22 protein-coding genes and 1 pseudogene are annotated in these 22,088 nt (G+C 51.5%); 10 read left to right on the top strand and 13 right to left on the bottom strand.

Annotation, left to right across the window (positions count from 1 at the left end; genetic code table 11):
• The 4 genes and pseudogenes from ABF463_RS08350 to ABF463_RS08335 form a co-directional block, all read left to right on the top strand.
• Window positions 1-406, top strand: a pseudogene (locus tag ABF463_RS08350) (hypothetical protein); the annotation flags it as partial.
• A gap of 71 nt (window positions 407-477) precedes the next feature.
• Window positions 478-1,659 carry a glycoside hydrolase family 25 protein gene (locus ABF463_RS08345; protein WP_415533138.1) on the top strand — a complete coding sequence of 394 codons (1,182 nt, stop codon included), beginning with the start codon at window positions 478-480 and terminating at the stop codon, window positions 1,657-1,659.
• A 12-nt stretch (window positions 1,660-1,671) separates the two neighbouring features.
• A complete protein-coding gene (locus ABF463_RS08340; protein WP_415533137.1) occupies window positions 1,672-1,947 on the top strand; it encodes a hypothetical protein in 276 nt (91 codons plus the stop codon).
• On the top strand, window positions 1,929-2,708 hold the full coding sequence (locus tag ABF463_RS08335; RefSeq protein ID WP_415533136.1) for a C1 family peptidase: 780 nt from the start codon (window positions 1,929-1,931) through the stop codon (window positions 2,706-2,708). Before ABF463_RS08340 ends, ABF463_RS08335 begins: the two co-directional genes overlap by 19 nt.
• 22 nt (window positions 2,709-2,730) lie before the next feature.
• Here the strand turns inward: ABF463_RS08335 and ABF463_RS08330 are convergent, their stop codons facing one another.
• The 9 genes from ABF463_RS08330 to ABF463_RS08290 form a co-directional block, all read right to left on the bottom strand.
• The gene (locus tag ABF463_RS08330) at window positions 2,731-3,054 is read right to left on the bottom strand and encodes a transaldolase family protein (protein ID WP_415533135.1); all 324 of its coding nucleotides are present in this window, start codon (window positions 3,052-3,054) and stop codon (window positions 2,731-2,733) included.
• Window positions 3,055-3,355: 301 nt separating this feature from the next.
• A complete protein-coding gene (gene trpA, locus ABF463_RS08325; protein WP_415533134.1) occupies window positions 3,356-4,153 on the bottom strand; it encodes a tryptophan synthase subunit alpha in 798 nt (265 codons plus the stop codon).
• Window positions 4,146-5,333 (bottom strand): tryptophan synthase subunit beta, encoded by a 1,188-nt coding sequence (gene trpB, locus ABF463_RS08320; RefSeq protein ID WP_415533133.1) that lies wholly within the window; start codon window positions 5,331-5,333, stop codon window positions 4,146-4,148. The genes trpA and trpB overlap by 8 nt, the downstream gene beginning before the upstream one ends.
• Window positions 5,334-5,420: 87 nt before the next feature.
• Window positions 5,421-6,065, bottom strand: coding sequence for a phosphoribosylanthranilate isomerase (locus tag ABF463_RS08315; RefSeq protein ID WP_415533132.1), 645 nt, complete (start codon window positions 6,063-6,065; stop codon window positions 5,421-5,423).
• A complete protein-coding gene (gene trpC / locus ABF463_RS08310) occupies window positions 6,058-6,861 on the bottom strand; it encodes an indole-3-glycerol phosphate synthase TrpC (protein ID WP_415533131.1) in 804 nt (267 codons plus the stop codon). Before trpC ends, ABF463_RS08315 begins: the two co-directional genes overlap by 8 nt.
• Before the next feature lie 88 nt (window positions 6,862-6,949).
• A complete protein-coding gene (gene trpD, locus ABF463_RS08305; protein WP_415533130.1) occupies window positions 6,950-7,963 on the bottom strand; it encodes an anthranilate phosphoribosyltransferase in 1,014 nt (337 codons plus the stop codon).
• Window positions 7,964-7,975: 12 nt separating this feature from the next.
• Window positions 7,976-8,548 (bottom strand): anthranilate synthase component II, encoded by a 573-nt coding sequence (locus ABF463_RS08300; RefSeq protein ID WP_415533128.1) that lies wholly within the window; start codon window positions 8,546-8,548, stop codon window positions 7,976-7,978.
• Window positions 8,545-10,014 carry an anthranilate synthase component I gene (gene trpE, locus ABF463_RS08295; protein ID WP_415533127.1) on the bottom strand — a complete coding sequence of 490 codons (1,470 nt, stop codon included), beginning with the start codon at window positions 10,012-10,014 and terminating at the stop codon, window positions 8,545-8,547. The genes ABF463_RS08300 and trpE overlap by 4 nt, the downstream gene beginning before the upstream one ends.
• Before the next feature lie 384 nt (window positions 10,015-10,398).
• The gene (locus ABF463_RS08290; protein ID WP_415533126.1) at window positions 10,399-11,559 is read right to left on the bottom strand and encodes a mechanosensitive ion channel family protein; all 1,161 of its coding nucleotides are present in this window, start codon (window positions 11,557-11,559) and stop codon (window positions 10,399-10,401) included.
• Window positions 11,560-11,661: 102 nt separating this feature from the next.
• On the opposite strand from ABF463_RS08290, the gene ABF463_RS08285 reads away from it, so the two are divergent.
• Window positions 11,662-12,267 (top strand): HD domain-containing protein, encoded by a 606-nt coding sequence (locus tag ABF463_RS08285; protein WP_415533125.1) that lies wholly within the window; start codon window positions 11,662-11,664, stop codon window positions 12,265-12,267.
• A gap of 16 nt (window positions 12,268-12,283) precedes the next feature.
• Here the strand turns inward: ABF463_RS08285 and ABF463_RS08280 are convergent, their stop codons facing one another.
• Both ABF463_RS08280 and ABF463_RS08275 read right to left on the bottom strand, forming a co-directional pair.
• Window positions 12,284-12,916 (bottom strand): hypothetical protein, encoded by a 633-nt coding sequence (locus tag ABF463_RS08280; protein WP_415533124.1) that lies wholly within the window; start codon window positions 12,914-12,916, stop codon window positions 12,284-12,286.
• 31 nt (window positions 12,917-12,947) lie between these two features.
• Window positions 12,948-13,658, bottom strand: coding sequence for a DUF2461 domain-containing protein (locus tag ABF463_RS08275; RefSeq protein WP_415533123.1), 711 nt, complete (start codon window positions 13,656-13,658; stop codon window positions 12,948-12,950).
• 165 nt (window positions 13,659-13,823) lie between these two features.
• Between ABF463_RS08275 and ABF463_RS08270 the strand changes: the two genes are divergently transcribed.
• Together ABF463_RS08270 and ABF463_RS08265 are read left to right on the top strand one after the other, a co-directional pair.
• Window positions 13,824-14,303, top strand: coding sequence for a CBS domain-containing protein (locus ABF463_RS08270; RefSeq protein ID WP_415533122.1), 480 nt, complete (start codon window positions 13,824-13,826; stop codon window positions 14,301-14,303).
• 32 nt (window positions 14,304-14,335) lie between these two features.
• Complete coding sequence (locus ABF463_RS08265) at window positions 14,336-15,034, top strand: lysozyme (protein WP_415533121.1); 699 nt, start codon at window positions 14,336-14,338, stop codon at window positions 15,032-15,034.
• 332 nt (window positions 15,035-15,366) lie between these two features.
• On the opposite strand, the gene ABF463_RS08260 is transcribed toward ABF463_RS08265, so the two are convergent.
• Window positions 15,367-16,518 carry a PucR family transcriptional regulator gene (locus ABF463_RS08260; RefSeq protein WP_415533120.1) on the bottom strand — a complete coding sequence of 384 codons (1,152 nt, stop codon included), beginning with the start codon at window positions 16,516-16,518 and terminating at the stop codon, window positions 15,367-15,369.
• A 9-nt stretch (window positions 16,519-16,527) separates the two neighbouring features.
• Window positions 16,528-17,838, bottom strand: a complete 1,311-nt coding sequence (locus ABF463_RS08255) for an FAD-dependent oxidoreductase (RefSeq protein WP_415533119.1) — start codon at window positions 17,836-17,838, stop codon at window positions 16,528-16,530.
• 366 nt (window positions 17,839-18,204) lie between these two features.
• On the opposite strand from ABF463_RS08255, the gene ABF463_RS08250 reads away from it, so the two are divergent.
• From ABF463_RS08250 to ABF463_RS08240, 3 genes are all read left to right on the top strand, one after another.
• A complete protein-coding gene (locus tag ABF463_RS08250; protein ID WP_415533117.1) occupies window positions 18,205-19,221 on the top strand; it encodes a hydroxyacid dehydrogenase in 1,017 nt (338 codons plus the stop codon).
• Between the two features lie 256 nt (window positions 19,222-19,477).
• Complete coding sequence (locus ABF463_RS08245; protein ID WP_415533139.1) at window positions 19,478-20,935, top strand: MFS transporter; 1,458 nt, start codon at window positions 19,478-19,480, stop codon at window positions 20,933-20,935.
• Window positions 20,936-21,265: 330 nt separating this feature from the next.
• On the top strand, window positions 21,266-22,088 hold an 823-nt coding region (locus ABF463_RS08240), incomplete at its 3' end, for a helix-turn-helix transcriptional regulator (RefSeq protein WP_415533116.1).

The following is a 22,088-nucleotide window of genomic DNA, read 5'->3' as shown; positions in this document are numbered from 1 at the left end:
TAACCAAATCCTACTGGCGGTCGTTACCGTGCCCGCCAGCGCATCCAGCATTGTGGCCGGGAATATTGACAGCAACGGACGCATTTACGCCGGGCTGGAAAATCCGTTTGCGGCAATTGCTTCATCCTCACTGGCCAGCAACGGATATATCCAACTCGGCAACGGGTTGGCAATTCAGTGGGGTACAGCAACCGTCCAGCCTTTTCCAGCTTATACGGACGTAACCTTTCCGTGCATATTCGACGCATCACCCTATACAGTTGTGGCGACGCTGGAAGACAGCGCACCCATGTCTGTGTCTACTGCCGTGTGGACAGCGACCAAATTCACCGTGATTCAGTCGGATACCGTACCGCGATTGTGCCACTGGTTTGCAATTGGCCCGATGGCGGTGGTACGAATATAACACACCTGCAATATAGCGGAAGACCGCCGTACTACGGTGTGTTTTTTACAAAGAATCAAGGAGGAAAGAGTTTGCGCAATATTTTCAAACACGCTGTCACAGAACTGCTGGCGGTTGCACTACTGATCATGCCCGTATGGGCAGCAACACCATCCAACGGTACCGCGTCCTATCACGGCGTAGACATTTATCACGGAGACAGCGAAAACGGGCAAATCGATTGGGACAGACTGACGCAAACGCAGAATTTCGTCTATATCAAAGCAAGCGAAGGCGCGTTATATGTAGACCCCATGTATGCCGCAAATGTCGCCGCTGCCAAAGCCTGCGGCATGGCGTGGGGAACCTATCACTTCCTGCGGCTCTATTCGGCGGACAACGCCCGCCGGCAAGCGGACAATTACTGGGCACGCATCAAGGACACGGGATATACCCTAATCCCCGCTGTAGATGTAGAAAGTTACGACGGTCAAACGGACGCGCCCGCAATGCGCGACATTGTCCGGGCTTTTATCACGGAATTTGAATCTGTGTCGGGCGTTACCCCAGTACTATATACATACACCAGCTATGCCAACAATATCCTACGCGGGCAGTTCTCCGATTGCCCCCTATGGCTGGCCGATTATCGTGGCTACGCAGGGAATATGGCCGGCTGGGGTAAGTGGGATGCATGGCAGTACAGTGAGCACGGAAAAATCGCCGCCATCGCCAATGATGAGGTGGATCTTGACGATGCCACGATGGACATTTATTGGAACAGTTCTGTGGCACAGACTCTCAGATGCGCAACCGCTGTGCCATCATACGACGCATCCGATTACTATGAGGTATCCAGCCTGCCACAGGTGGCAAACAGCCGAGCAGGCATGGATTTTTATATTCGCGACAGCGCAGGCAATCGCATCGGCAACCATCAAATTGACGCAGGCGACCCGCTTATCATCCTCGGTGTAGATTATGACCGTCAGCTTGCCGAGGTGCTCTACCCCAATTATGCGGCGGGCGGCTGGTATCACGGTTACATCGCCAATGACGAGGCACACCTGCACAACGCTGGATACCGTCAATGGAAAAATGGCAGGATGGACGAGCCTACATATACTGAAAGTGGCGCATGCATCGGCAGCATTTGCCCACATGAACGCGCCACGATTCTAAAACGCTGCCCCAATGGGCGTACTCTTATCCTGTACAACACGTCCAAAGGCGGCGAAACGAAAAATGGATACGTATTGTATCCCGGAAAATAGTGGAGGAGCTTTATGCGTGACGCAGTGAAAAACCTATTTTCGGACAAGTCCTTTTGGGCGGCTGTTATCTCTCTTGTCACATCCATTTTGATTGCTTTTAACGTGCCGCAGGGCAGTATTGAACAAATCACCGCCATTATCACGGCAGCCAGCACATTTATTGCTTATATTGTTTCCAATGGTATCCAATCCGCGGCGTATATCAAGGCCGACGCCCAAATCAAGACCGCACAGATTTCCAAAGGTATCCAGGAGAAGGAGGATGGCACATGCACAAATATCTATTAAAAAAAGACCAAGCCGATGCGCGTGACTTTCGTTTTTCTTCAGTCGCACCTAAAACAGTCCTGCACGACACCGATTACACTGCAAAATTTCCCGCCGTATGGGATCAAGGGCAACTCGGCAGCTGTCAGAGCCACGCCATCGACGCCATCGATATGTATATCAAAGGTTACGCGTTCACACCATCGCATTTGTTTGAATATTACAACGTGCGTGCACTGGAGGACACCGTCGATCAGGATGCAGGCGGCAATCTGCGTGATACCTGTGCAGCCTTGGCCAAAAACGGTGTATGTGATGCGGCAATCTGGCCATATGACATTACGCAATATGCCGCAAAACCCCCGCAAGCCGCGTATGACAATGCCAACCTTGACAACGACAAAATCTACACGTATTACCGCGTATCGGACATTGACCAGATCAGGCAGGCATTGTCTGCCGGGCACACGCCGCTCATTGGCATCCGTGTGTACGAAAATTTCGAGGCACAGACCACACTTCAAACCGGCATCATTCCTGCGCCGCGCGGCGCGTTGCTAGGCGGTCACGCACTGGTAATCGTCGGACATCACGATGAGCCGTCTACCGGCTGCAAGGCACTGGACTTTCTATCCCACGTCATTATCAAAAAATCCAAAGGTTCTGTTAAAATCCGTAACAGTTGGGGCGCCGGTATCGGACTGAACGGCAGCGGATACTTTCAGGCAGATTATGAGGTGCTGGAAAAGCTGCTCATGGATATGTGGGTCATCATCTCGTAAAAAACTGCGAAATCTGTGTTTGTCAATAAAAAAGTGCGGCATCTGTCCACACAAAATCAAAACAAATAGGGCTTCGGAAGTATTGCACTTCCGGAGCTCTTTTGCTGTACAGGTATGCCCATATGCTGCATACAAAGGCTCTTATGGTGTGGATTCCCGCGGCTGTCAGCCGTTTCACAGCTTTTAGACCCTCGGCGCACATTGGAATCTTTATGACGATGTTGAAATGAATCTGGGCAAGCGTCTTGGTTTCTTCCACCATTTTATCCGCTTCCAGAGAGATGACTTCACGGTAGCAAGTTCGTCTTCGCGTACAACGGAGTTTCCCAGTGGTAAGACCTGTCAATGCCGGGTTGGAAACGATTTCAATTAAGCGCGCACGCCCGCTAATCGTATGATTTCTTGGTACTGATCTAACGTTCGCCGATCACACCTGAGAATTACTTTGCGCTACTTTCACAATTCCAATTTCGTACAAACATATAATTTGACGATGCATCTTGTTTGAAACCCGTACTCAAGAAATATCCAAACCTGCCGATATAATCAGGAAATCTCTGAACATATGTAGATTTCGCAAAGGACCGCTGTGATCCTTTACAACATCACAGCGGTCCTTTTTACAATCTGCACCTGTTACTTTGCGGTTATGTATCCAGCCCTTCACGCAGAGAAGCAGTAAAATCCGTCACACTCTGTACGGCTTCCTCCGGCGTCGCCGCTGCACCTACCAACCGCACGATAGCACTGCCGACGATAATACCGTCCGCATACTGTTTAAGCTCACGCGCCTGTTCTGGGCTGGAAATGCCAAAACCCAGAGCGGTCGGTGCGGCGGTATATTGGTTGATCAGCGAGAAAAACGCCTCAAAATCGGTCTTAAACGAGCTGCGCGTACCCGTCACGCCCAAAGAAGACACACAATACAAGAAGCCCTCGGCCTGTTCGGCAATTTTCTGAATGCGTGCGTGTGAAGTAGGTGCGACTAAAGAAATCAGTTTGATGCCGTACTCAGCAGCCTGCGCAGACACCTCACCCTTTTCCTCATAAGGCAGATCGGGAATGATAACCCCATCCACACCGGTCTCACGGCACCGCTTAAAGAATCGGTCTTTTCCATAGTTGAAAATACAGTTGATATACATCAAAAACACGAGGGGCACCTGCGTTTTTTCCCGCAGATGTTCCACCGCGCCGAACACGCCGTCGATCTTCAACCCGTTGGACAGCGCGCGGATATTGGCAGCCTGAATGACGGGTCCTTCCGCAACAGGATCAGAAAATGGTATGCCCAGTTCTACTAGATTTGCTCCAGCCTGCTCCATCGCCAATACCAATTCCTCGGTGGTCGCAATATCTGGATCGCCCGCTGTCACAAAAGTAATCAGCGCTTTTTTTCCTGCTTGTTTCTGTCTGGCAAACATCTCGCCAATACGGTCAGTCATGCAGCTGCACCCCCAAATAACGGGCAATGGCGGCAACATCCTTATCGCCGCGCCCGGAAATATTGATAACAATCACGGTATCTTTCGGCATGGTGGGCGCCAACTTGCGCGCATAAGCAATCGCATGGGCGCTCTCAATGGCCGGAATGATCCCTTCCAATTTGGAAAGATACAAAAAGGCATCGACCGCTTCTTTGTCGGTCGCACCAACGTATTCCGCGCGTCCCGTGTCGTGCAGCCACGCATGTTCCGGCCCGATGCCGGGATAATCCAACCCTGCCGAGATGGAGTAGACCGGTGCGATCTGCCCCTCTTCGTCTTGCAGAAAATAGGATTCCATGCCATGAAATACGCCAAGCGAGCCACGTTCAATGGTCGCGGCAGTACGCGGGGTGTCCACGCCTTCGCCTGCGGCTTCCACACCGATCAGCCGCACATCCTTGTCAGGGATGAACTCATAAAACGCGCCCATGGCGTTGCTTCCGCCGCCCACACAGGCCAAAACCGCATCCGGCAAGCGCCCAATCTTCTCGTTGCACTGTGCTTTAATCTCTTTGCCGATGATGCTCTGGAAATCCCGCACGATCATCGGATAGGGATGCGGTCCCATCACCGAACCCATTACATAAAAGGTATCATCCACCCGGGATGTCCAGTTGCGCAGCGCCTCGTTGACCGCGTCTTTCAGCGTCTTGGTACCGGAATCCACCGGATGAACCTTTGCACCCAGCATCTCCATACGGAATACGTTCAGCGCCTGCCGGTCGGTATCCTCACGACCCATGAAAATTTCGCATTCCAGCCCCATTAATGTAGCGACGGTTGCAGTCGCCACACCGTGCTGCCCCGCGCCGGTCTCGGCAATGACACGTTTCTTGCCCATTTTCTTGGCCATCAACACCTGCCCCAACACGTTATTGATTTTATGGGAACCGGTGTGGTTGAGGTCTTCCCGTTTCAAGAAAATCCGTGCGCCGCCAAGGTCCTCCGTCATGCGTTTGGCTTCATACAACAATGATGGACGCCCCGCGTAGTCCCGATAAAGCGCTTGCAGCTCCGTCTGGAATCCTTCATCCTTCTGAAAATCGGCATACGCCTTTTCCAGTTCTTCCAATGCATTCATCAACGTCTCGGGGACATACTGCCCGCCATGGACGCCATATCGCCCTTTTTGCGCCATTGCGCTCACCTTCGCTTTCTTTAATCGGCGGTCTGTTTCCGCCGCATATGATTTTCCCGCCTTTATTACCGGGCATTGCCTATTTGTTCAGTTTTCATCCAACTGTGCCTGCTGTCCGCGGGCAGCCCAGACAAACTGCGCCATTTTCGCGGCGTCTTTCAAGCCGCCGGTTTCTATCCCGCTGCTGACGTCCACCCCGTATGGTTGTGCTGTGCGCACCGCATCCGCCACATTGTCCGCAGACAAACCGCCCGCCACCAAAAAAGGCACGGGAATCTCGCATTCCCGAATAATATCCCAGTTGAATGAAGTGCCTGTGCCGCCGATAGCGTCCGGTGAAAAGGCATCCAGCAGCAATCGATCCGCACCGGTTGCGACGGCAGTTTGAATGTCTTCAGACGTGCGCACATGCGCCGCTTTCCAGATCTCGTAGCCCGACGGCAGCATCATGCGTAGGGTCTTAATATATTCAGCGTCTTCTTCGCCATGCAGCTGCACAATATCCATGCCGGACCATTCCGCAATAGCGGCTGTCTCCGCCGCAGAAAAGCCGGCAAATACGCCCACTGCCCGAACCGGTGGTTTTAAGGATTTCCGCAGTGCCCGCGCCAGCTCCGGCGTTACTTTCCGCTTGCCGGGAGCAAAAACAAATCCGGCAAAATCCGGCCTGAGATGGTTGACTGCGATAATGTCTTCCACGCGGCGTAAACCGCAAAGCTTTACTTTAATCATGTACAAACGCCCGCAACTCCCGTAGTTTTTCCTCAATATTGGAGGCACGCATCAATGTTTCGCCAATGAGCACCGCGTCTGCCCCCAAATCGGCCGCCCGTTCCATATCCGCCGATGTGGTGATACCGCTCTCGGAAACAAACACGACGTCGCTTGGAAAAAGATGACGGAACTTCGCCGACACAGACAAATCCACATCAAATGTGGCCAAATTTCGGTTGTTCACTCCCACCACGCGCGCACCCACGCGCAACGCGTCGAGTGCCTGCCGCTCACTGCGCACCTCCACAAGGCATTGCATCCCGAGCATTTCCGCCACTGCCATCAACTTTTTCAACTCAAACACATTCAGAACCGAAGCGATGAGCAGCACCGCATCCGCGCCCAGTACACACGCCTCGCACAGCTGCCATTCGTCAAAAATGAAATCTTTTCGCAAAACCGGCAGCTCCACAGCGTCACGCACCTGTTTTAAGATTTCCCCGCTGCCCTGAAAATATGTTTCTTCTGTGAGAACAGAAATTGCGTCTGCTCCGGCATGTGCATAGGCGCGGGCAATCTCCACCGGACGGAAATCCGGCTGAATAACCCCCTTGGACGGCGACGCTTTTTTTACCTCTGCAATCACTGATAAACCCGGTTTTTTCAGTGCGGCGGCAAAATCGACCGGAACACGTTTTTCCCGCGCGGCAAATGCCCGTTCTGAGAGGATGCGTAACGGAATACGTGCCTTTAAAGCGTCAACCTGTTTTCTGCGGTTGGCCATGATCGTATCCAAAATCGTTTCACTGCTCATGCGGTTCGACTCCTTTTATTTGATGACAATGGGGCAGGCTGCACGGAATGGATGGTCTTTGTACGGTATCTATTCAATAAAAAAGCTCTTAGGAAATACTGTTGGAAACGCGCACCAGTTCCTCAAGTTTATCAGCGGCTTTGCCGGAATCGATCATTCCACGGGCAATGTCCACGCTGGCTTTGAGACTATCGGCTTTGCCCGCAATATACAGCGCGGCGGCGCTGTTGAGCAGCACCATATCGCGCTTTGGTCCGGTGCCGCCTGCCAGAATATCCCGCGCAATCTGCGCATTTTCTGTTGCGTCCCCTCCCCGCAGATCATCCATCGTACACGATGCAAGCCCGAAATCTTCCGGTGTAAGCAGATAATTGCTTACGCGTTGGTCAATCAATTCACTTACCTGCGTCTGCCCGCATAAAGAAACCTCATCCAATCCATCCAAACCATAAACCACCATGGCGCGGCGCACGCCTAAATTGGAAAGCACCTGTGCCAAAGGCTGACACAGCGCCGCATCGTAAACGCCAAGCAATTGCAGGTTGGCATGGGCCGGATTGGAAAGCGGGCCGAGAATGTTGAAAATGGTGCGGATACCCAGTTCGCGGCGCGGCACGGCGGCATATTTCATGGAACTGTGGAACACTTGTGCGAACATGAAGCAGATGCCCGTGGTACGCAGTACCCCTGCCGCCTGTGACGGTGTCAGGTCCAGTTTAACGCCCAACGCTTCCAGCACATCGGCACTGCCGCATTTGCTGGAAACCGAGCGGTTGCCGTGCTTGGCGACCTGCACCCCTGCGGCGGCAGCCACCAGAGAACTGACAGTGGACACATTGAACGTAAAGGCGCAGTCGCCGCCAGTCCCCACGATATCCAAAACGTCGCCTTCGGTCTGCACCAGAGGAGCCTTGTCGCGCATCACCTGCGCACTGGCGGTGATTTCCCCGATGCTCTCCCCTTTCAGCCGGAGCGCCGCAATATACGCGCCAATCTGTGAAAGAGTGGCATTCCCGCTCATGATCTCATCCATGGCCCCTTTGGCTTGCTCTGGGGAAAGTTCTTTTCCCTCCACCACCTGCGCAATAGCTTCCTTTATCATTCTGTCCACACCTCACATTTGTATTGCATAAAAATTCCGCAGCATGTCGACGCCGCGTTCAGTCATAAAGGATTCCGGATGGAATTGCAAACCGAAAACAGGAAGTTCCCGATGCATAAATGCCATAATCTCGCCTTCCGGCTCGGTAGCCGTTACTTGCAGGCAGGACGGTAACGTATCTTTTTGCACCACCAGCGAATGATATCGCATGGCGTTCACCGTTTGGGGCAGCCCTTTAAAAAGCGGGCAGTCTGTGTCGAGCGTAACGGTGCTGGTTTTGCCGTGCATCAGCTGCGGCGCATGGACGACTGTGCCGCCAAACGCTTCCCCAATGGCTTGGTGCCCCAAGCAAACCCCAAGGATGGGCAGTTCCCCTTTGAGTGTGTGGATTGCTTCGATGCAGATACCTGCGTCTTTGGGGAACCCCGGTCCCGGGGAAAGCACCAGATGAGACGGATGCAATGCGCGCACGCCGTCCACGGTAATACGGTCGCTGCGCACCACGCGCACATCCGGTGTAATCGTCCCGAACACTTGATATAAATTATAAGAGAAACTGTCATAATTATCAAGAATCAGAATCATTGAATCTCACCCGCCTTTTCCGCCGCAAGCAGCACCGCTTTGGCCTTGTTCAGGCTTTCCTGATATTCCGTGGCGGGTACGCTGTCCGCCACAATCCCCGCACCGGACTGCACATAGGTCACGCCATCCTTGGCAATGGCGGTACGAATGGCAATGCAGGTATCCATGTTGCCGTCAAAACCCACATAGCCTACCGCGCCGCCGTAAAGCCCGCGCCGCCGGTTTTCATATTTGTCAATCAATTCCATAGCCTTCACTTTCGGTGCACCGGAAAGCGTGCCCGCCGGCAGAATAGAGCGCAGTGCCTCAAATGCATCGAGGTCATCCCGCAGTTTGCCGGACACCAGCGAAGTGATGTGCATGATCTGCGAATACCGCATGACCTTGGCATGTTCCACCACCTTGACACTGCCGAAGCTGCTGACCCGCCCGATGTCGTTGCGCCCCAGATCGACCAACATGTTGTGCTCGGAAAGTTCCTTAGCATCCTCAAGCAATTCTTTTTCCAATGCCAAATCTTCCGCCTGCGTCTTGCCGCGCGGACGTGAACCGGCAATGGGGCAGTTTTCCAGCAGACCATTTTCCAGGCGTACCAGCGTCTCGGGCGAGGCACCCGCAACTTCCACATCCCCCAATTTCAAATAATACAGATAGGGCGAGGGGTTGTTCACACGCAGCACCCGATAAAGGTCAAACAGACCGCCTTCGATTTTGGCGGAAAAGCGCTGGGAAAGCACCACTTGAAAGATGTCGCCGTCACGAATATGCACTTTTCCTTTTTCCACCATCTCCATGAAAGCCTCTTGGGTCATGTTGCTTTCCCACTGCGGTTTTGCGCGCTGCGGCTTGGAGGCAACAGGGGCGGCCTGCTCGCGCAAACGCCGGTGGATAGCTTCCAACTCTTTGACTGCTTTCTCATAATTGGCTTTAAAATCGCCCTGTGTGTCGGCATTGACAATGAGAATGATCTTCTGCTTCACATTGTCGTAGGCAATCAGTTTTTCCGCCACCATCAGGCTGCAATCGGGGCAGTGTGTATCGTCGGGGTTATTGTCCGGCAAATCTTCCGCATACCGCACCATGTCATAAGCAAAATAGCCAACAGCGCCGCCTGTAAAGCGCGGCATCCCTGGCAGTACCGGTGCTTTGAACGGTGCCAGTTTGTCGCGGATACACGCGTACGGGTCGCCGTCCAGTGTTTCGGATGTGCCGTCCGCAGAAACGAATTTGGTTTTACCTTTTTCTACTGTGACGGTCAGAATCGGGTCAAATCCCAGGAACGAATAGCGCCCCCATTTTTCGCCGCCGTCCGCGCTCTCCAACAAAAAGCAATGACTGTTCTTTGCCGCCAGCCGGTACAGCAGACGCACCGGTGTTTCCATATCCGCATAGATTTCCATGGAGAGCGGGATGCGCCCATATTGCTCCGCCAGTTTTGCGGCTTCCTCATAGGATGGTGTTACCATGTCTTCACTCCTCTCACCTTTCTTCCGGTGGGGAGTGTTGGCTCCAGCCGCGCGGATAAGGCCCATTCACTTGTTGTGTTGAAACGTTCGGACAAACAAAAACGCCCGCCCCTGTTCTTCACAAGGACGAGCGTAAAACTCGCGATACCACCTTGGTTCGCACTGCCAAAACAGTGCGCACTCATGCGGAATGCCAACACATTCCCCGCCTGATAACGCCGGCGCTGCGTCGGAAGCTACTTGGCAATCGCCTTTCACTCCGCCCTCCGGGGCCCATTTGCCATGCCGTTGCATACCGGGCTCTCAGCGCCCCCCGGCTCTCTGGAATGCCGCACATGGTTTGACTTCCCCGTCTTCGGTTTAGCTGTTTTTACCTTACCATGGTTAAAGCGGTTTGTCAAGCGATTTTTTCACGCCGTCGGTTTCAACCTTCTGGATTGGCACACATCTTTGCTGTTCCGTCTGCTCCCGTGTGAGATGCACCTGTTGGACAGGCACCGCGAGCGGTACATGGTGCTTTTCAAGCAATTGCAGGATGTTCAACAGAATGTCCTCGCGGATGCTCAAAAAAGTCTCCCATTTGGTTGTTCGAGTATAATAAATAACCGAAAACAGCACGCCTGCACCGGTTAAATCGTCAAAAGAGACGGTGGCCGTTTCTGGGTGCACGCTTTTATGCGTTTTGACGGTATGAAGCACCGCATTTTTGACAATCCGAAGCGCGGCCGGCGGCGTCTGTGCGTCCAATTCCAGTTTGAGAACCACGCGGCGCTTGCCCATGCGGCTCCAGTTGGTAATTGCGGAATCGACCACTTTCGCGTTGGGTATCGTGACCAGCGCTTGTGTAAAAGTCCTGATTTTCACACTGCGGAACGTGATGTCTTCCACCGTTCCCTCGATGGAAGCGGCCTCGATCCAGTCGCCGATTTTAAACGGCTTGTCAAGCAGAATGATGATTCCGCCAAACAGGCTGGCAAGCATATCCTTGGCGGCAAGGGAAAGCGCCAATCCACCCAGTCCAAGCCCGGCAAGCAGCCCACTGATACTGAAATTCCACTCCTGCGCGACAATCAGCGCCGCCAGCGCAATAATAACGAACCGCAGGGCTTTCGAAAAAATTGGCAGCACCGCTTTATTGCTCTGCACATCCATCCGCTTCACAACAGCGGACAGTTGCAGATAGGGCACGGACGCCAAATTGTAAAAAATCCACGCCGCCAAAATAATCATGCATGACCGATACAGTTTGGTGAAGAAAGCCAGCAGCGCGGTATGCGCCTCAAAACCGGGAAACAGCAGCAGAGCGGCATAGATGCCCGTTACCAGAAAAAAAACATGCAGTGGATGTACGCAGGCGGGTACCACCGTCTGCCCCCAGCCAATACCGGCGGCCGTCAGCTTGCGGCCAAGCGCTGCCCAGATGTGTGCCACGATCCATCCACCAATTAGAATCGCCAAAAAAACAAGTGGTGAAGCCAGATAGCGCACGGCGCCGATTTGCAGCAAACCCTTGCCGAATATCTCCAGACTCTCCCAAATGTTCATTCTGTATTCCTCCGTTTTCACATGCCGGCCGACGCCGGCACGCCTTGCAATTTAAAGGGCAAACCGTTACAATAGATGCAGATCGAAAAAGGAGAATCCGCCATGAAATCCATCCCGACCATGGACCCTGAGCAGCATACACAGCGCAAAGAGGAATTTGTTTCTCTTTTGCGCGATACCAATCGGGCAGGCATGGAAGACCTGCTCACATGGCTTGAAACCGGAACGGATTTTTATAGCGCGCCTGCCAGCACGCAGTTCCATGGCGCGTTTGAAGGCGGTCTGCTTGTTCACAGCCTGTCTGTTTACAAATATCTGCGAAATTTCACCAAAGCACTTGCGGATATAAACGAGGATTCTTTAATCATCATGGGGCTTTTACATGACCTTTGCAAAGTCAACTTCTTCACCAAGACTGTGCGTAACATCAAGATTCCCGGTGAACGGCGCTGGGAGGAACAGGAAAGCTACGCCATTGACGACCAGCTCCCCATGGGGCATGGAGAAAAATCTGTTTATCTTGCCATGAAATACATACCACTCACCGATGAAGAAGCGCTTGCCATCCGTTGGCATATGGGCGGCTTTGACGACGCAGCGCGTGCTTATGCGGGTGGAAAAGCGCAAAGTACTGCGTTTCATGCGCATCCCGTTGCGGCGGCACTCAACATCGCGGACATGTATGTCACCCATATTCTCGGGCAGTAAAGGACGTATGCGCGCCTTAAAGGAGCGTGACGCGCAGCTGCCCACGCCAGGATTCCATTGGTGCAAGCGGTTGAATCCCTTGTGTATCAAGGGTCAGGCAGGCGCTGCCGCTCGTCACGGCATCCTTGGGCTGCTGAAACGCAAACCCTTTCCAGCTCAATTCCATACCGCGACCGGTCCTGCGGCTGAAAAGACGCACCGTATCGGCATTGTTTTCGTCTGATTGAGTTTGCAGGCTGTAGTCCGCGGCTTCTTCCCAATCGAATAACGGACAGTGTGGATGCAAATCCAATCCCAGATAAAATGGCAGTGCCGTATCTGCACCAATATTGTTCACCGTGCATTCCACCCGCAGCGCGGCACCCTCCAACGTATAAACGAGCATCACTTGGAACGACGGTGAGAACACCGCTTTTGTCTCCGCATTGGAGGAAAACGCCAGATGCAGGCTGTCTCTTTGCTGTATCAGCGTACGGGCTGTTGCCTGCCCGGTCAACAATCGGGCGCTCGCTTCCCTGTCTGCAAACGGGAAGCAGGCCGAAAGACCGCTTTTTAAGAGATATGTTCCATCGAACAGGTCGTGCAAAGCCGTAACAACGGCATATTCAGCATCCACAACGGCAATTGCGCCGTCTGACATCAATTCCATTTAAAAATTCTTCCTTTCATTGCTTTTTCATTTACTCCTGCGGCACGGCTGTCTGCGCATGCGGACGCCTTTCCTCCACAGAACAGAAAAACGTGTGCAGCGGTGCCAGTTCCCGAAAACCGTTTGACAATAAGGGGACAAGTTTGGCAGAATACAGTATATCGAAATCAGTCGACATACAGTCAAAACTGATGCTTCTGCGGTCAAGCCATTCTTTCAGTTCCGGCGGCTGGTCGGGAAACCGGCTGCGCTTGTAAAAGTCCCCATTCATTGCAAATTCCTTCTGCCGCCGGAAACACGCGGAGGCTTGCACAAACAGCGGCTCCTGCCGCAGAATCATTTGCCGCATAGCATCCATAGCGGCAGGCGTGGCCTGATAGTACCCGTACCCATAGGCCAAACCGTCCGGCCCAAAACTGAAATAATAACCGGGCTGTCCTTCCCAGCAACGTTTATTGCGCATGAACGTAATCCACATTTCCTCACGGAACAAAAAGCCGTCTTTGGCAAAACGAACATCGCGGAAAATTCGCGAGATCGTCCGCCCTACTTTTGGCTCGACCGTAAATACCGGGTCAATATCCAGCATGACCGGCGTCAGCGCTTCCACCAATGCGCGCAGCGGCTGCAAAACCAGTGCATTATATTGATTGCGATGCGCTTCAAACCACGACTTACTGTTTTGCAGGCGGTTCTCCATTAAAAAAGACAGCGCTTGCGCGGAAAATCCATCAAATATCATTTTTTCACCCCGCAATCCATTTAGAAGGTGTTGGTGTCATATTATAGCACGAACCTGTCCCAGATGCTACCCAGACCACAGCGGCAATTCCTAAACAGCGGACAGTTATAGAGTGGGCCCCCGCTTCGCACATGCGTGGGCGCCCAACAGAAACAGGTGGACAGCATGAACATTGCCTTTTTTATCACGCCTAAAAGCAACGTCGTCTTTGAGACCATAACCGCTACCATGCGTCAAGTCATCGAACGGATGGATTACCATCGGTACACCGCCATCCCGATTCTGGATGGACAGGGGCGCTATGTTGGTACGATGACTGAAGGCGATCTGCTGCGTAAACTTAAAAACACCCCGGGTCTGGATATCCGCGAAACCAGCAGAATCCCTGTGACGGATATCCCCATGCGCGTGCAGAATAAACCCGTGCATATCAACTGTGACATGGAGGATTTAGTCAAGACGGTGACTAATCAGAATTTTGTACCCGTACTGGACGATGAGAACAGCTTCATTGGCATCATTAAGCGCAGCGATATCTTACAGTATTGTTTTGACGTACTCATGCCAAAAAAGGATTCCATACCACCGGAAAAATCGCTACATCTATCTGGCAAGGTTGACGGCGTCCGGCAACATCCGGTATAATTAAAACAACAAAAGGGACAGGCGGTGGAATCGTGTCCAATGTGAATCTTTATACATTGCAAATGCAAAGCAGACTGTTCGCGGCGCTGGACGTCAGCATGACAACTAAAAAGCGGGACAGCAATCAAGGCACAGTTCAAGCCGGTGCCTTGGATTTTTCCAGCCTGCTTAACGCCTGTTTGGCCTCAAGTGGGACAAGCACAGTACCACTTGTTTCCGCCTCCTCATCAGCGGTGGGGGCAGCTGCCTCCACATCCGCTGCCCCATCCAATGCGGGCAATATGCAGATATCGGCAAATGGAGTGCAGTTCATCGCCAACCATGAAGGTTACGCGGCCAACGCCTATCGCGGCGCAGACACGCAAAACCAAACCATTGGCTATGGGCATGTCCTTATGCCGGGCGAGAGCTATGCCAATTTAACGCAGCCGCAGGCGCTCTCCCTGCTTAAAAGCGACCTTTCCACCTACGAGAACGCCGTCAATCATACATTTGCCGGAACCAAACTCACGCAGAACCAGTTTGATGCGCTGGTCAGCTTTTCTTATAATTTGGGCGCAAATATCTGGAGCAAAGCGCCGCAGCTTACCAGCGATATTAAAAACGGCGCGTCCCCCGACGTGCTGCGGGCGGATTTCGAGCGCATCAGTTATTGCAATGGCAGGCAGTTGCAGGGGCTTGTCACCCGACGGCTAGATGAATTCCACCTATTTGAAGAACAAAATGCATAGGACGGCGCGGAGACTTTTTTCATCCGTTGTCCACTTCCGATAACCGTATATTTCGGGTTCGCTCTGTGCGAACCTTCCCTCTATAACGGCGTAGATGCCCGACATCCCGAAACGGATGCTGCACATCTGCGCTTGCTTTTTTATGCCTTGCATAAAATCGGAAAAACCTGTGCTATGCATCGCCAGACATTCCGCTCCTCTCAGCACGCATCGTATTTTCCATCTGAAAAACGGCAGCCGCTAAAGAAAACGGTTGCCGTTTTGGTTTTTATAATGTATGTTCTTTTTCCTTGTCCGGACAAAAATAGCCGTCAAATACAAATCCCTGTTTGCTACATAAAATAATCATATACCATCAAGGCCAGTGTAAACTGCTGTTTGGCAAACCAGTCTGAGAAGTCCAGCGCGCATAACTGGCTGATTTTATCTATTCGGTTCTTCATTGTATGCCGGTGAATAAACAGCTTTTCGGCTGTCTCGGTGATTTTGCAGTCATTGGCTAAAAAAGCACGCAGTGTCTTGAGATATGTGCTTTTGTGGAAATGGTCGTGAGAGATCACTGGTTTCAAAATATCGTAAGCGAATGAGAGCGCGTTGTTTTTCTGATGGAACGCATCAAACCATTCGAAAAATCGGATATTATCCACATGACAGACACCTTTTTTTACGCCGATGGCCTGAAGCGCTCGATTAGCTTGAAGTGCCTGCTCAAACGCACGTTCCATGCGGTCAGGTTCCCATAAAGTTGAGGCGCCCAGCAACACGTTCACATGTAGTTCACGCGAAATCTGCGTCAAAAGATCTGTAAGATCCAAAAAGACATCCTGCCGACAGCAATCTTTTTTGAGGCATACCATATAAAGCGCCTTTTCTCCCGTACTCTCCAGTCGAGTCCAATCCCCGCAGGACGCAAAATATGTCCGCAGACGTTCCAGACTCTCCGTAAAACCTGCCAGAGCAGAGTTGGCAGACGAAACGGACAGCAGAAAGAGTAATGTTGTTTCAGTCTGCCTATCCCATGCATTGGGTGCAAAAGTATCTGCCAACATTTTTGCACGATCTTTTAAAAACACGGTGTCCACATCGGAGCGCGAACCGCCCTCAAACCCGATAGAAGCAAGCAGTGTGCGCATGATATGGGAAAACGTATCCTTTGCCGGAATCTCAATAACCGGCAGATTATAATACGCCGCGTCTTTGATGATATAGGCTGGAACCGCAGATAAATAGTATCCGACTTGGATGACCAACCCAGAGATTCCGCGGTTTTTCAGCTGCATGACCAAGTCCCTGTACCGTGCCTCATCCGCCAGCCCGAAGCCTGTGGTCACCAATAGCTCACCGCTTTGCAGCGAATCCGGTGCGTCCAAGATTTCCATGACGTTGACCCATAGAACCGGATGATCCAATCCTTTTTCGCCAGCCAGCAATTTGGCTCCCTCGATCACTTTTCGATCCAGCAGATCCCGCACCAACACATACATGATGTTTCCTCACACCATCTGGTAGGACTTCTGGCGTGCCGCCCTATTCAAAAACACATCGGTCAGTCCCAGGGCATCTACCCGTTCCCGAATCTGCTGCACATCCGTGGTATACGAGCCGCGTTCTTTCATCCGCTCAAACAACACCGAGCCCGAGAACGTGTATTTCAATCCCATTCCCCGCTCGGTCTGCATCTGTCGACGGACAAAGGAAATCGCATCACCGATGGCAAGCGAGTCAGGCAGTGTCACACATCCCTCCCCATTTGCGTAACACACGGCGTTATAACCAGCCAGCACCCCCGTCACGATGGCCTCCGTATGGCCAACCAGCAGTCCAGCCTTTTCACCGGCACAGAACAGATTTTCGACACCCCTCACTTTTAAGGTGTCGTCACGCGGTGCCATAGCAAAATAGCGCATGGAGTTGCCATTGCCGCCTGCATAGGGGTCCTCATACCGTGCGTTCTCAAATCCCGGCACCTTATGCAGACGCGCAAGATCAAAATAGGGGGACATCAGTTTGGCGTGGCCGGTGTCCAACAGAATAATATTCTGCTTGAATGCCTTGAGCGCGTACTGCTGACACGCTTTCACACTCAAATGGTCCTCTATCAGCTCCGGAGGAAGCGGGATGACAGCCACGCCTTTTTCGTCCAGTTCCCGCACGATCTCCGGTGCCAGCGATTCTTTATAAAGCTTGCAGGAACCGCTCATCGCACCGATACTGCCATCCGCCTTTTTGCCCATCATCTCTTGAACGCCGGCAAGCCCTGCCAGACTCACACGCCCGCCAAAACTCGGGCAGCGCAGGATGCACATGGCGCAGCCGTTGCCGTATTTGGTGCAGTTGTTCATTGGGCCGGCCGTACCAGTGGTATCCAAAAACACATCGCCGGAAAACATTCTGCCTTTGGCATCGGTCACACTGTGCAGCACCCCATCGGAAACATCAGCTCTCAATACACGGGATTGAAATACCAGTTTAACACCGGTTTCACGCAAAAATTTTTCTACAGCGCCCGGCACCTTTCCAATGTCATACAAATCGGCATGTTCATGTCCCGGAAACGTGATGTTCTTGTGGCGGGCATTGGCGTCAATCAGCTCAAACAGCGCGCCGCCGCCCATCGCGATGCATTCTTCCGTAGCCGTAAAGCGGCCGTTGTTGCGCATAATGCCGCCCACCAGACCGGTCCCCAACAGCATGTCCGTGCGTTCCAGCAGTGTGACCTCTGCACCGGCCTTTTGGGCGGAAACAGCCGCGGCACAACCCGCCCAACCGCCACCAATAACGACAACCTTTTTACAATCTTCCATCCATGGACTCCCTTCTCTTTTAACGGCGCGCCCCAAACAGGCGATACGGTGCTCCGACATCCGATGATTAAACAAATCATAGAACAGCGTTATAGATTTGTCAACTCAAATCGATGTCTTTTTTAAAAAGCAGCAGGTTTTTTCACGTCTTTCTATCCTCATAAGCATAAGCAAGTGCTTGATTTTTGTATTGTTCCCTATTTCAAAATATACATGGACATATTGTCCATGTATCACGGGCAAAGTCGTACAGTCCGCAAATTGTTTTGCCAATCTAAAAACGTATAATAAAAGTATCGGGTTTTTCATGATCGTAACAAAAACGGTGCAGCTTCACACGGTTGTGCTACAAAAGGAGGCTCTTTTATGCATTTCAATATTTTAATCACCGAGCCGATTGATGCGGCGGGTGTCTCTTATCTCACCAGCCGTGGCTATGCAATCAAATGGGGCTCCGGCATCTCCGAGGCTGTGGTCGCAAAAGAGATTCAAGGATGCGACGCCATTTTGACACGCAATGCCGTCATCACTGAAAAAATCATGCGCGCTTCCAAATCGCTCAAAGTCATTGCAATGCATGGTGTTGGCGTAGACAATATCGACGTCGAAGCCGCGACTCGGCTGGGCATTCAGGTGACCAATGCCGCCGGTTCCAACGCCATTTCTGTTGCCGAATATACCATCGGCCTTCTTCTCGATTTGTCACGAAACATTTGCATCTATGATACACAGCTCAAGCAGGGAAATTGGAGTGTTCGCAACCACATTGGCGCCGATCTTTCAGGCAAAAATCTCGGCATCATCGGGATGGGTGCAATCGGTTCTCTGGTCGCGCAAAAGGCATTTGCAGGTTTTGGCATGCGCGTCCTCGGATACAGCCGCCGCAGCCGACCGGATACCGCATATGCGCAAATAACCACCGATCTGGAGACGGTCGTGCGGCAGGCCGATTTTCTCACCCTGCATGTTCCGGCAGTCCCCGCCACACGCGGCATGATTGACGCGCACATCCTGTCCATGATGAAACCGGGGGCCTTTCTGATCAACACGGCACGGGGCGAAGTTGTTGATGAACACGCACTGATACAGGCATTGGAAGAAAAGAAACTGGCCGGTGCGGCTGTGGATGTGTTCCAAGGAGAAATTCCTCCATTGGATCACCCGCTGATCCAGATGCCAAATGTCATTGCAACACCACACACAGCCGCGTTCACGGCAGAATCCATTGCACGCATGGCGCAATATGCCGCTGTAGGCGTAGATGAGGTATTAAGTGGCAAGCCGATTTCACATCCAGTCAATCACCCTAAAAAGACTGCTGATGCGTCCGCTGTCATGCGGGATGATGCACACCTGGTTTACGCTTGTGTGCAGACACATTGATTGCAGCTTGTCAGTGAAACCGTTTATCACCTGCAACATACCGGTCTCCTCTTTTTGCAAACCGGCGGCTATTTCCCGCGGTTTTGGAAACAGAGGAGATTTCGTTTTATGAGGCAGATTTTTGGTGCAAATTGCAGCTTTTAAAAATAGGAAACAGCCTTTTCTGCATTTCCGCTTCTCTTGACAAAAAACAGCCTCTTTTGTATGATGCAAAAAGGAAGTGTGTTTATGCACATCGACTATCGCCTCCAAGGAAGTGAAATCATTGAAGAAAAATCATTTGACAGCATCCACACATAAATGGAGCATTCTTTTTCTAACGGTCATGTGCCCATTCATGGGCACATTGGACAGCAATATTGTCAATGTTGCGCTGCCGGTCATGTCCGACAAGCTACAAGTATCCTCCAGCATGGTGGCATGGGTGGCCAGTATCTACATGATCGTCCTCACAGCAGGCATCCTGCCGTTTGGCCGTCTGGGTGACCTGAAAGGTCAAACACGTGTTTTTCAATTCGGCATGTTGGTTTTTACGTTTGGTTCTATTTTTTGCAGTCTTTCTCCCAGCTTTGGATGGCTGCTGGCGGCGCGGACGATACAGGCACTCGGAGCAGCCGCGACCATGTCCAACAGCCAAGGCATCATCTCCCGCACGTTCCCCAAAGAAGAACGAGGGCGGGCTTTGGGTATCAACGGAGCCTTTGTCGCACTGGGAACACTGGCCGGTCCGGCACTGGGGGGATTGATTATTTCCATTGCGGGCTGGCAATACATGTTTTGGCTCAACGTTCCAATCGGATTGGCTGTATTTATCGCAGGCTTTTTTGTTTTTCCCAGAGAATCCCGGCATACCACCGGCAAACTGGATTGGGCAGGCAGCGCTTTATTTGCCTGTACGATGGTTTCGCTTTTTTTCGCTCTCCAGCACGGACAAGCCATGGGTTTTACGCACCCAATGATTCTATCCTGCTTTGCTGCCGCGGTCGCTTCTTTCGTGGCGTTTGTATGGCTTCAGTTACACAAATCAGAACCATTACTGCACCTTGAAATTTTTCGCAACAAATGGTTTTCCATCAGCGTTTTCTGTGCATTCACATCTTATGTGGCAATATCCAGCTACAGCATCGTCTTTCCATTCTATCTACAGGATGTCCTGCAAAAAAGCGCCGGGATTGCAGGACTTTATATGACGATTTTCCCCTTGATTGTCGTACTCGTCTCTCCTCTCAGCGGCTACATTTCGGATAAGATCGGCAGCGAAATCATGACGCTGCTCGGCTTATTGCTCACCAGCGCAGGTCTGTTCTGCATGTCTGCTATGACGGAACGAACCGCCCTCGCGCCTTTGGCCGCTTTTGTGGGATTGATGGCAATGGGCAATGGGTTATTCCAGTCACCGAACAACGCACTCGTGATGTCCACCGTACCACAAAACCAATTGGGAATCGGTGGCAGTGTCAACGCACTGGTGCGGTGCATCGGACAAACAGCGGGGATCGCCATGGCCACTTCCCTGCTCTACGGCGGCATGAGTATCCGCATCGGCAGACATGTCACCAACTATGTGTCCGGACAAAACGATGCTTTTCTATTCGGTATGCGTCTTGCATATATCACTGCCGCCTGTGTGTGCCTGCTCGGTGCGTTCATGACAGCGGCCCGCCTGCACAAACGCCATACCAACCGACAGCAGACAGAAGCACACGGCATGTAAAAGCCATCTGCTACTCAATTTTGGCGCCGTCAAGACTTCGTTTGGAGGGATATTATAGAGAATGCCGATTGGGGCCAGTATCATAGGATGACTAATTGAACGGGAGTCAGATAGAGGAACCGCTGCTATGACATGTGCCATGGCAGCGGTTTTCCTTAGGTTCAACAGGAAACAGAGGAACTATATATGGCGTTCAATCAGCCGGAATTATATTTGACAAACAACAGACGGATAATGTGCTGAAAAGCTATGAACTGACAAGAAGGCAAGAATAGTCAAAAACAAGGCGAGATATCATGCTATAATACAAATCGCACGGGGGTGAAATCGGTGACGCACAGTAAGGAAGTTCAAGCAGCAATAAACTACATTGAAATGAATTTGTGTAAAGAATTGTCGTTGGATAAAATTTCCGACTTTGTTGGTTTTTCAAAGTTCTATTTTCACAGAGCATTTCAAAGTGAAGTTGGAATTCCAATATATGATTACATAAGAAAACGCAGGCTTGCAACTGCGGCGTCTGTCCTGTTAACTACCAACATTTCCATCCTTGATATCGCTATAAGTTTCCATTTCGAATCACAAGAGGCTTTTACAAGAGCTTTCAAGAGCATTTATAAATTGCCGCCAGGTAGATATAGAACAGCAATTAAAAATTTGGTTAAGGGGGATACCGATATGAATTGTAACATGGAGATCAAAAATTGGATTGTGACGGGAACTGCTCCCGAGAAATACCAAGCCAGCCTTGATAATAAAATCTATCATGTGGGTACAAAATCTGCCACCATTAAATCTATTGCCGACGAATTTAAAGTTGGCGAATATGCAACGATCATGCAACAATTTAGTGCAAAGAATTTCTTGGGTAAGAGAGTGCGCTTTTCCGGTTTTGTCAAAACTCATGGTGTCATTGGGTGGTGTGGATTATGGATGCGGATAGACAGTGCTACAAGCGTTACCTTAAAACTGGATAACATGCAAAATCGGCCAATTGTCGGAACAACGGAATGGAACCATTACTCATGCGTATTGGATACGCCTGAACATTCGGGAATTTGCAATATTGGCGTTCTAATATACGGGAAAGGTCAAGTATGGTTGGATAATGCCAGCTATCAAGAAGTGGGTGTTGATACACCAACCACTGAAT

Source organism: Ethanoligenens sp. (assembly GCF_047718355.1).
Classification (GTDB): Bacteria; Bacillota; Clostridia; order Oscillospirales; family Ethanoligenentaceae; genus Ethanoligenens.
Note: the sequence above shows the minus strand (reverse complement) of the source record. Positions and strands in the feature narration are given on the sequence as shown.